Source organism: Micromonospora sp. NPDC049089 (genome assembly GCF_040648775.1).
In the GTDB taxonomy this organism is placed as follows: Bacteria; Actinomycetota; Actinomycetes; order Mycobacteriales; family Micromonosporaceae; genus Micromonospora.
In genome coordinates this window covers 1-10675 of the sequence record NZ_JBEZEH010000234.1, presented here as the reverse complement: position 1 = coordinate 10675, position 10675 = coordinate 1, and the positions used below count along the sequence as shown (strand labels likewise).

The window sequence follows — 10675 nt, the reverse complement described above, 5'->3', positions numbered from 1 at the left end:
ACGCCCCGCCGGGGGCGGGGCCCGGCGCCCCGCCCCCCCGCCCCCGCCCCCCGGGTGCCCCACACGCGGGGCCGCCCCCCCCCCCCCGGGGGGGGCGCCATCAACCCGCCCCCCCCCGCCGATCGATGTCGTCACGGCCGCGCAACGGCCGGTCTGGTCAGCCGCGCAGCGGCCGACCCACCTCGTGCAGGTGACCGAGTGCCTGCCGGTACGACTCGACAAGCCCGGTCTCGGCGTACGGGATGCCCTGCTCGACGCAGTAGGCCCTGACGATGGGCTGGGCCCGGCGCAGGTTGGCGCGGGGCATGTTCGGGAAGAGGTGGTGCTCGATCTGGTAGTTGAGACCGCCGAGGGCGGTGTCCACGAGCCGGCTGCCGCGTACGTTGCGGGAGGTCAGCACCTGCTTACGCAGGAAGTCCAACTCGTCCTCGGCGGTCGGCATCGGCATGCCCTTGTGGTTTGGCGCGAACGCGCAACCCATGTAGAGACCCCACAGGGCCTGGTGCACGACGGCGAAGAGCAACGCCTTGACCGGGGACATGACCGCCAGCAGCAGCGCGACATAGCCGACGGTGTGCGCGAGGAGCAGCGCCGCCTCGGCCGCCCGGTGCCGCATCGGCACGGTGTACCCGCCGTTCGGCTCCCGGCCGACGATGGCCCGGATGCTCGCCACGTGCAGGTTCAGGCCCTCCAGCAGGAGCATCGGGAAGAAGAGGTACGCCTGCCGCTTGGCCATCCAGCGACCGACCCCGCGGGTCTCCAACGCCTGTTCGTGCGTCCACACCAGGGCGCCCGCGCCGACGTCCGGGTCCTCGTCCTCGTGGTTCGGGTTGGCGTGGTGCCGGTTGTGCTTGTCGACCCACCAGCCGTAGCTGAGCCCGACCGCCGCGTTGCCGGCGAACAGGCCCACCAGCTCGCTGGGGCCACGCCGACGGAACATCTGGCGGTGCCCTGCGTCGTGGCCGAGGAACGCGACCTGCGTGGTGGCCACCGCCATCAGGGCCGCGAGGGGAAGCTGCCACCAGGAGTCGCCGAGCAGGAACACGGCCACCCAGCCCGCCACGAAGGCACCGAGGGTGAGCACGATGCGGGTGACGTACCAGCCGGGGCGCCGCTCCAGCAGGCCCGCCTGGCTGATCCGTCGGGACAACTGTGCGTAGTCACTGCCTCGCCGTCGTACCGGCGGTTCCGCCACCGCTCCGAGCGCCATCGCTGCTCCCGTTCCTCTTGCGCCCGCGCCAGGATGGTTCGGGCTTGCTGTCAAGTCTCCCGATCGCGGTAGCGGTGAGTAACCCCGACAGCCCCCGAATGGGGGGTAGGGCAGGCCCTACCCCTACGGGTCCGGCTCAGCTCAGTCGGCCCACCGCGGCACGCAGTCGAGCCAGGTCACGTCGACGCCGCTCGTAGGTGGCGGCGAGCCCCACCAGTGCCAGCCCGCCGATCCCCAGGTAGATCCACCGGGGCAGCAGATCCCACCCCCGGGCCAGCTCGTGCAGCGCCAGCAGCGTCAGTACCCCGCCGCCGAGCAGCACCGGCGCCTGCCACCGGCGGGTCGCGCCGGCCAGCACCGCGCCGGTCGCCGCCGCGCCGAGCAGCAGTCGCCGCCACGGCTGCGGGTCCGCCCCGGCCAGCACCGACACGAGGCTGGGCAGCAACGCCGCGACCAACCCCGGGCCGAGGGCCGGCCAGCTGGTCAGCCCCGGCCGGGTGCGCAGCGCCAGCAGACCCGCTCCGACGGCGAGCGCCGCAGCCGGCAGTGTGTACGCCTCCAGCACTGTCACCCCTCCGGCGGCCAGCAGCACCCAGGCCCCGAGCAACTCGCTGCCGGCGGCGATCCCGGCGAACGCCCACCGCCGGCCGGCCGGTTCACCCCGGCGCAGCAGCCGCAGCGCGACGGCGGCACCCCAGAGCACGCAGATGGTGGCGAGGTGCCGCGCCGCCTCGACGGCGAGCACCGCCGCCACCAGCGCGACGGCCTGCGCGGCGGCGTCCAGCACCCGCCCCAGCCGGACCCGCGCCGGGGTGACCGCCGCAGCGGTCAACACCAACGCGGCCACCCCCAGCAGTGGGTACGAGGCAGCCCGCAGGGGCAGCCCACCGGCGAGGGGCGCGGTCACCGCCAACGCGGACGCCGCGCCCACGGCGGCGAGACAGCCGGCGACCCGTACCTCGAACCGGCGCGCGCCGGCGGCGACCGCGACCGCCGCCACCAGCAGCGCCCCCTCGGCGGCAAGCGTCCCGGCCCGGGTGGCCAGCAGACCGAGCACACCGGAGGCCACCAGCACCACGCCCACCGGCACGGCGACCGGTGTGAGCGCCGGGCGGGCGGCGGCCAGCGCGGTGAACAGCAGCGCCGCCAAGCCGGCGAGCAGAACTGCGGCCGGCAGCACCGGCCACGGCGCGCCGATCGCGATGAGCAGCACCGGCAGCGCCGCCGCTAGGAACGGCAGCGCGGCCGGCACCGGCAGGCCGACCCGCCGACCAGCCAGCGCACCGGCCACCGCCAGCACGACCAGCGCGAACCCGACCGGGAGCACCGTCGGGTCGGCGACGACGGTGGGCGCCCCCGACCACACCCGGTTCCAGCCGCCGTAGGGCGACCCGAGCGCGGTCAGCACTGTCGGCAGGGCCGCCAGGACGGCGACCACCGCCAGCGTTCCGCCGGCCGCCAGCAACAACGCCGACCGGGCCGACTCGCGCCCGTCAACCGCCGGCCGCTCCCCGAGGGCCGCCTGGCCGGAGGCGCTCGCCGACGGCAGCCAGCCGGCGACGAGCGCGACACCCAACGCGGCCAGCGCCGCGTACGGCGCGAGCGGCTCGTCACCCGCCGCGACCAGCGGCGCGAGGCCAGGCACGGTCACCGCGGCGACGGCGCCGGTCACCGCGTACCCGATCAGCTCCACCCGGTGGCGACGGACCGCGAGCGCCGCGACCAGCGACAACCCGGCGGCGGCCAGCGCGAGCCGGGCCTGCCACCAGGGCGGCCCGCCCACGGCGAACGTCGCCACCGCCGCGATCGCTGGCAGCGCGAGCTGCCCGACCAGCAGACCCGTACCGGCCACCTCCCGGTACGCGCCGGCCCCCTGTCGGACGGCCAGCGCCAGCCCGACCACGGCGAGCACGCCGAGCGCCACCAGGGCACCGGCCGGGGCGGCCAGGGCGACCAGCAGCCCGTGCCCGAGCAGGACTGCACCGCCGAGCGCACGCGAGCGCAGGGCGACGGGCGGGGTGGTCGGACGGGCCAGTACGGCGAGCAGCAACGCGACCCCGCCGACCAGGTCGATGGCCACCACCTGAGGCCAGGAGGACGTCCAGCCGGCGGGTACGGCGAACAGCACCGCCACCGCGCCGGCCGTGGCGAGCACCGCCCGCGTGCTGGCAGGGAGCAGCAGCACCGTGGCACCGATCGTCAGTGCCACCGCCGGAGCCAGCTGCCAACCCCAGCTCAGGTCCGGCCCCGTCCCAGCCCCGCCCCAGGGCGGCAACGACCGGCCGACGGCGGCGACCGCCAGCCCGACAGTGATCAACAGGGTGACCTGCGCCGTGCCGGCCGCGACGAACAGCGCGCCGGCCCGCGGACCGGTCCGCCAACCGCCGCCACCGTCCACCGCCGCCAACGCCGGCAGGAACCGCACGGCGGCGGCGATCCCCAGCGCCACAGTCGCCGCCGCGAGCAGCAGCACTGACGGCCGCAGCTCCGCCACCGGACGCAGCAGGGCGGCGGCGAGCACCGGCACCAGCAGCCCTGCCGCCACCGCCCGCAGCGCCCGCCCCCCGACGAGCCAGGCCGCGCCGAACCCGGTCAGCGCGACCAGCAACAGCGGCACCCCGGCCAGCAGTGGCGAGCCCCCCGCCCGCCCACCGACCAGCGGCACCACCGCGCACGCCGAAGCGCCCACCAACGCGGCGACGTGACCGGCGCCGGCCAACACCCGGCCGACGAGCTGCGCCGCCCCTCCCCGGCCACGCAGCGCGGCCAGCACCGCCAGGTTCAGCGACGCCACCCCGAGCAGGACCAACGCCCACCCCGCCGCACCCAGCCCGGCCTCGGCGGCGAGCAGCGGCAACGCCGGCTGGGCGGCCACCAGGGCGGCGAACCAGGGCCCCGTCAACCCGCTCCACCGGCCGTACGCCACGGCGACCGCCGCGCTGGCCCCCCCGACCAGCGCGGCGTACCGGCTGCCCGGCCAGCCGGCCACGCCGGCCAGGTCCACCGACCAGGCCGCGTAACCGTCCAGCACCACCAGCAGCAACCCCACCGCGGCGAACGTCTCCGCCGTGCCGCGCAGCCCTCGGCGGACCGCCAGCAGCGGTACGCCCAGCGCGAGCGCGGTGAACGCCGCCAGAATCAACGCCCGGCCGGCGACCCCCACCGCCGCCCAGGCGACCGCGGTGAACACCACGGCCGCGGTGCCCAGCAGGAGTCCACCGAGGACGAAGAGCAGACCCTGGACCGTCCGGGTCGAGGTTTCCGCCGCACCCGGCCGCGAACCCGTCGCGACGCCGGGGCCCGGGCCGATGAACGGCGCCGGTCCGGCGGCAGGCACCGGGCGCGCCACGACCGGGGCCGCCAGCCCGGCGCGGACGACCGCGGCCAGTTCGGCTCGCCGCCCGGACACTGTCGACAGCCGTCCGGCCAGCTCGGTGTACGTGCGACGAGCCCGCTCCACCTGCGGCTCAAGCTCGGCGACCTCCCGGCTCAGCCGAACCACCTCGGCGGCGATCGGGTCGGGTGCGCGCCGGCAGCCGGAGCATCCGGCGCTCAGATCGGCCGGTGCGCCGCAGGCGGGGCAGGGGTAACGGGTGTCGTCCACCGGGTCATCATCGACAACCGACCGGGGTGCGACCCAGAGTGCGCGTACTCAGGATCGGGTGTGCTCGTACACCCAGGTGGCGTAGTCGGGGTTCCCGCTCTCCACCCTGGACACCAGGATCTCCGGCACCTCGTACGGGTGGCTGACCCGGATCTGGTCCAGCAACGCGGTGAGCCGATCCGGTGCGGTCTTGAACTGCACCGACCACTCGGTGCTCGTCTCCATTCCGGACCGCCACCAGTAGGTGCTGTCCACCTGACCACCCACCTGGGCGCAGGCGGCGAGCCTGCCGGCGACGGCCGCAGCCGCCAGCACGTCGGCGACCGAACGCGCGTCCACCACCGTTGTCACCACGCAGATCTCGTCCACGCCCGCACCCTACGCGGACATTTACCGATTAGCGGCGATCCAGGCATCAATCTGCGCCCACCAGTCGAACAGCCAGTCGATGCGTTGCTGCCGTCCCGTCGGTACGTCCTCCGGCGGCACGGACCAGAACCGCATCACGATCCGCTTGTCCATCGGCAGTTCCCGCCACACGTCGGCGACGGTGAGCATCCGGTCCAGACCGGTGTGGGCGACGAAGATGACCCCGGCGTCGGGTGCGGCGTCCAGCGCGGCGAGCATCCCACCGGGCTGCGGGGCGAGCACGTGGCGCATCCGCTCGGCGCGCAGGGCCATTCGTTCCAGGCCGAGGGAGCGCAACCGGGCGATGGCGCGCAGCCGTCGCCGAGGGGTGAAGTTGCCGCCCTCGGGGAAGATCACGAATGCGTCGTTGTCGTCCAGGCCGGTGGCGAGGTGCCCGACCTGGCGTACCGTCTCCTCGCCGCGCTCCGGAGTCGGCGCGATGAACCGGTTGGGCAGCCGGTTGAGCAGCACGTCGATCGCCGGATCCCACTGGAGGCTGTCCTTGAGGACGATCCGAGGCTCCCGGTGGAACCAGTTGACCAGCCCGTGGATCAGGATGAACGAGTCGCCCGGCCCGGCGTGCCGACAGAGCACCAGCTCGGGCCGGCCGGGCAGCGCAGTGTCCGGGTCGGTGCCCACCACGTCGATGCTCAACCGCAGTGTCCAACGTGCCTGCCAGAACAGCACCCGCAGGAACCAGCCGGCCAGCACGTAGTGCGCGCGCTGGAAGGCCGGCGACCGAGTCCGCCAGCCGAACCCGGAGACGACCCAGAGCACGAAGAGCGCGAGCAGCGCGGCAGCGTCCCAGACCAGGTAGAAACAGCCGATCCAGAGCAGTCGCAGTGGACGCAACCGGCCCGGGACCAGCGGCGACGCGGCAGCGGCCAGCAGCGCCCAGATCGGCAGCGTGGTGACCACCACGACGGCGAGCAGCACGACGGCGGGCGCGAACAGCAACCGACGCAGCCACCGCGGAGGTAACGGCATCAACGCTCCTGGTGGGCGGCGAGGTAGCGCCGGGAGGCCGTGTACGCGCGACTGATCCGCCGTCCCACCGCCGCCATGTCCCGGTACGCCCACGGCGTGTCGTCGCGGGGGTTGAGCCCGCCGGTCGGCAGGACGTGCACCTCCACCCCCTCCGGCAGTGCCGCCAACTCCCGGAAGAAGCGGTGCCGGCGGGATATCTCGAACGCTACCTGCGCGATCTCCCACGGCCGACGGGGTGGAGTCAGCTCCCGTTCGATCCGACCGACCTGGAGGACGTAGATCCGGCGGGCGCCAACGGCCACCGCCTCGCCGATGGGGATGGAGTTGACGATGCCGCCGTCCACGTAGTGCGCGCCGTCGATCTCCATAGGCGGAAGCAGGCCCGGCACCGAGGCCGACGCCATCACCGCCGGCACCACCGGACCACTGTCGAACCAGTGCTCGGCGGCCCGCTCGATGTGGGCAGCGCAGCACCGGAACGGCACCCGCAGATCGGCGAAGGTCGTGTCCACCCCCAGCTCGGTCTCCAACAGGCGACGCAGCGGCCGGGGCGAGTGCAGGTGGGTACGGGCGGCAAAACGGCGCAGCTGCCGGGCGACCGAGTCGCCGTACACCTCGCTCGCCTCGGGTGAGGCCCAGAGCCGGACCAGCCGGTCGGTCACCGCCTCGGACGGGTCCGCAGCGACCAGCGCGCCGTTGACCGCGCCGATCGAGGTGCCGAGGACCATGTCGGGTTGGATGCCGGCCCGGAACAGGGCACGCAACATGCCGACCTCGACCGCGCCGAGCACTCCCCCGCCGCCGAGCACGAACGCCACCGGTCCCCCCGCCATGTCGTCCATCCTGGCACGGGCCCGCCGCCGACCGGTGGGCCGCTGTCGGCCGGCGGTCGGCGCACGGCAGGCACCGTCCGTCGACGGCCGGTGGCGACGGCGTTGACAGGCAGGACACATTCGCGCAACCTGATACCGCTCCCACCCCTGAGGCAGGTGCGATCCGTGAAGGCAGCGCTGCATCCGGGCCGATTGCTGGCTCGCAGATACCGACTTCTGGACCAGATCGGCGCCGGTGGCATGTCGGTCATCTGGCGTGCCCGGGACGAGGTACTGGACCGGGTGGTCGCGCTCAAGGTGCTCGCCCCGTCACTCGCCGCGGACGCGCGGTTCCGGGGAATGGTGCGCGAGGAGGCACGGGCCGCCGCCCAGTTGGTGCACCCGCACCTGACCTCCGTGCACGACTACGGCGAGACTGTCGACCCGGACGGCTCGATCACCTCGTTCGTGGTGATGGAGCTGCTCAGCGGCGAGGAGTTGAAGCTTCGGCTCACCGAGGGGCCGCTGCCGTGGACCGAGGCGGTCCAGGTGGGCGCACAGGTAGCGGATGCCCTGGCGGCGGCGCACCGGCTCGGCATCGTGCACCGGGACATCACCCCGGCCAACGTGATGATGACCGGGACGGGCGTCAAGGTGCTCGACTTCGGCATCGCCACCCGGATCGGCGCGCCCGACGAGGACGAGGACGGCGAGACCTTCGGCACCCCGGCGTACGTCGCACCGGAACGTCTCGACGGCGCGCCGGCCCAGCCGTCCACCGACGTGTACTCGCTCGGCGTGCTGCTGCACGAGGCGCTCACCGGCCGGGTCCCGTATCCGGCGGACACCTGGGAGCAGCTCAGCGCCGCGCTGGCCAGTGGTCCGCCGCCGACGCTGGCCGATCTACCGGACCTGCCCGCGCCGGTGGCCGAGATCTGCCTGCGCAGCCTCGCCCGGAATCCGGCCGACCGGCCCACCGCCCGGCAGGTCGCCACCGCGCTCCGCGACCATTCGCTGCCCGCCGAGCCCCCGACGGCGACCATCCGGGTGCCCACCCAGCCCCTGCCACCGCAGTCGCCAGCCGTCGCGACGGCCAGCGTCCCGGCGGCGGCGCGGCTGGATGGAGCCGCCTCGGACGGCGGAGCCTCCTCCAACGCGGGCGAGCCGCCGACCGGGTCGGGCTGGTCGCGGCGGCGACTGGTGGTGCTGCTGGCGGTGCTGGCCGTCGGGGTGACAGTGGCCGGGGTGGCGCTGCTGCCCGAACAGCAGCCGACCCGCCGGGCGCAGCCCTCCGCCGGGCCGGTGACGACCCCGTCGACCGACCCGCCGGCCCCCCAGCCGTCCACGCCGATCACGTCCGCCCCGCCGACCCCGACGCCCTCGACGAAGCCGACCACCGGGGCTCCCACCTCGAACCCGGGCACCCTCACCGAGGTCGCGAACCGGGTCGACGGGTTGATCGGCACCGGGCTGAGCGCCGGCGAGATCCGCGACGACGTGGCCCTCGACCTGCGCAACGAGCTGCGCAACCTGACCGTCGCGGTCAGCTCCGGCCGCGAAGAGCTGGCACCGCCGGTGGCCCGGCTACGTGCCAAGGTCGCCGTCCGTCTCGGTGAGGGCGGCATCAGCCCGGCGTACGCCTCCCGACTCGACGCCGCCATCGCCGAGCTGGGGGCGACCGGGGCCTGACCCGGAGTCACCGGTGGGTCAGCGCACCGGCACCCGGTCCGGTTCACGGACGTCGTGCCGGCCGAGGGCGAATCGCCGATAGACCTCGGCGTAGCCGCTCGCCATCCGCTCGACCGAGAAGTTCCGGGCCACGTGCGTCACGCAGTCCTCCGGGTCGAGTCGCTCCGCCGCGAGCAACGCCGCGGGTAGCTCCTCCGACCGCTCGACGACGAGCCCGGTCAGCCCTGGTCGCACCAGCTCCGGCACCGCACCCCGGTTGAGCGCCACCACCGGCGTGCCGGTGGCCATCGCCTCCAGCATCACCATGCCGAACGGTTCGTCCCACTGGATCGGCATGATCAGGCAGCGCGCGTCGACGAGCATCCGCAGCGTCGTCGCGCGGTCCGCGTTGAGCACCACTGTCACGTCCTCGTCGACCATCGGCTCGACGACCTGCTCGTAGTAGCGGCGCTCGGCCGGCTCGTTGCACTTGCCGGCCAACAGCAGGGGCAGTCCGGCCGCCCGGCACGCTTTGATGGCGGTGTCCGGGCCCTTGTCCGGGCTGAACCGGGCCAGCCACAGCACCGGCCCCGCGCCAGGCGTGTGCTTGCGCGGGAAACCGCTGATGTCGAGCGCGTTGTGCACGGTACCGGCCCAGGGCAGGTTCGGGTTCAGCCGGCGCTGGGCGTGCGAGATGGCCACCAGCGACACGCCCGCGTCGATGTCGCTCAGCACGTCGCCGTACTCCCCCACGGGGTTGCCGTGCACCGTCGCGACCGTCGGCACGGCCCGACGGCCGGCGACCAGCGGACCGATCGTGGTGTGGTCGTGGATCACGTCGAAGTCGGCCGGGCTGATCAGCCGATTCACCCGGGCCAGGTGTGCCAGCTCGGGCAGGGACTCGCCGAGCCGCTCGTACTGGACCTCGGCCACCGTGGAGACGAAGCCGTCGGCCGCCGTGCCGTGGTCACCTCCGGCGCCGAACAGGGTCACCGAGTGCCCCTGCCCGCAGAGCGCGTCCACCAGTGCGGCGACGACCTGCTCAAGGCCGCCGTAGCCGGGCGGCGGCACTGACAACCACGGCGGAACCACCATCGCGATGCGCAGTGACCGCTCCTCGTGGCGGCCCGCAGGCGGGTGGTTCACGGCCACGAGTCCTCCCCGTTGCTCCCCGGTACGGCGGCACCGCTGGTCGGCGGCGGTTTCCCAGTAGCGTCCCAGGTAAACCGGACATGGCGGACGACGATCACCCGCCCACCAGGATCTGGTCGTGGACCACCCGCACCCCGGGCGCGGACCACGCCACCCGCTCGACCTGGTCACGTTCCCACCAGGAACGGACCACCCCGGCGAGGACCAGCGTGTCGCCGTCCACCTCGACGGTCACCCGCTCGCCGCCGAGCGTGCGCAGCAGCGCCCGCTGGACGTCCCGCCGCAGGCGCTCGGCGTCCGGTGGCGCCGCGGGTCGTACCTCGATCAGGTTGGTGATCCCCCGTACGCCGTCGAGCCGGCGCACCTCGCCCTCGGCGGCCCGCCGCTGCCACCCGAACTCGACCTCGCCGCGCAGCATCAGCCAGCCGTTGGCCACTGTCACGTCCAGCCGTTCGGCGGGCACGAAGCTGTCCCACTCCAGGGCGCGGGTGGCGGCGTCGGCGATCTCGGCGTCGGTACGCCCCGGGGTGCCGGGCAGCCGCACCTCCACCTCGTCGGCCACCGCCCGTACGCCGCGAACCCGCTGTGCGCATCGCGTCGCGACCCAACCGCGAGCGGCACCGTCCACGAAGCCGGTCAGGGTGACCACGCCCTGGTCGACGGTCACTCCGATCTCGTTCGGTTGCAGTTGGGGGTCCCAGGCCAGCTCGGCCAGGACGTCGCGTTGGATCCGCTGGTCCTCGCGGACACCCACCACCTCGGTCATGGCACTCCACCCCCGGTTCCGGTCGTCGCCCTCCGAACCTGCCGGGCGGACGGGTGACGGCGGTTCAC

Annotated in this window: 8 protein-coding genes; 1 reads left to right on the top strand and 7 read right to left on the bottom strand. The window is 74.4% G+C overall.

Going from position 1 to position 10675, the window contains the following annotated elements; all coding sequences use genetic code 11:
• Positions 1-157: 157 nt before the first annotated feature.
• The 5 genes from AB0B48_RS28970 to AB0B48_RS28950 form a co-directional block, all read right to left on the bottom strand.
• Entirely contained in the window at positions 158-1210 is a 1053-nt protein-coding gene (locus AB0B48_RS28970; RefSeq protein ID WP_357207005.1) for an acyl-CoA desaturase, read from the bottom strand.
• A 136-nt stretch (positions 1211-1346) separates the two neighbouring features.
• Complete coding sequence (locus AB0B48_RS28965) at positions 1347-4814, bottom strand: hypothetical protein (protein WP_357207003.1); 3468 nt, start codon at positions 4812-4814, stop codon at positions 1347-1349.
• A 48-nt stretch (positions 4815-4862) separates the two neighbouring features.
• Positions 4863-5183: a divalent-cation tolerance protein CutA gene (gene cutA, locus AB0B48_RS28960; RefSeq protein WP_091406014.1), complete on the bottom strand. Its 321-nt coding sequence runs from the start codon at positions 5181-5183 to the stop codon at positions 4863-4865.
• Positions 5184-5204: 21 nt separating this feature from the next.
• Positions 5205-6209, bottom strand: a complete 1005-nt coding sequence (locus AB0B48_RS28955) for a 1-acyl-sn-glycerol-3-phosphate acyltransferase (RefSeq protein ID WP_357207001.1) — start codon at positions 6207-6209, stop codon at positions 5205-5207.
• Positions 6209-7042, bottom strand: coding sequence for a patatin-like phospholipase family protein (locus AB0B48_RS28950; protein ID WP_355008125.1), 834 nt, complete (start codon positions 7040-7042; stop codon positions 6209-6211). Before AB0B48_RS28950 ends, AB0B48_RS28955 begins: the two co-directional genes overlap by 1 nt.
• Positions 7043-7207: 165 nt before the next feature.
• On the opposite strand from AB0B48_RS28950, the gene AB0B48_RS28945 reads away from it, so the two are divergent.
• On the top strand, positions 7208-8710 hold the full coding sequence (locus AB0B48_RS28945) for a protein kinase (RefSeq protein WP_357206998.1): 1503 nt from the start codon (positions 7208-7210) through the stop codon (positions 8708-8710).
• 18 nt (positions 8711-8728) lie between these two features.
• Here the strand turns inward: AB0B48_RS28945 and AB0B48_RS28940 are convergent, their stop codons facing one another.
• Positions 8729-9784, bottom strand: a complete 1056-nt coding sequence (locus tag AB0B48_RS28940; protein ID WP_357207006.1) for a glycosyltransferase family 4 protein — start codon at positions 9782-9784, stop codon at positions 8729-8731.
• Between the two features lie 151 nt (positions 9785-9935).
• Positions 9936-10607, bottom strand: a complete 672-nt coding sequence (locus AB0B48_RS28935) for a BON domain-containing protein (RefSeq protein ID WP_357206996.1) — start codon at positions 10605-10607, stop codon at positions 9936-9938.
• Positions 10608-10675: the final 68 nt, after the last annotated feature.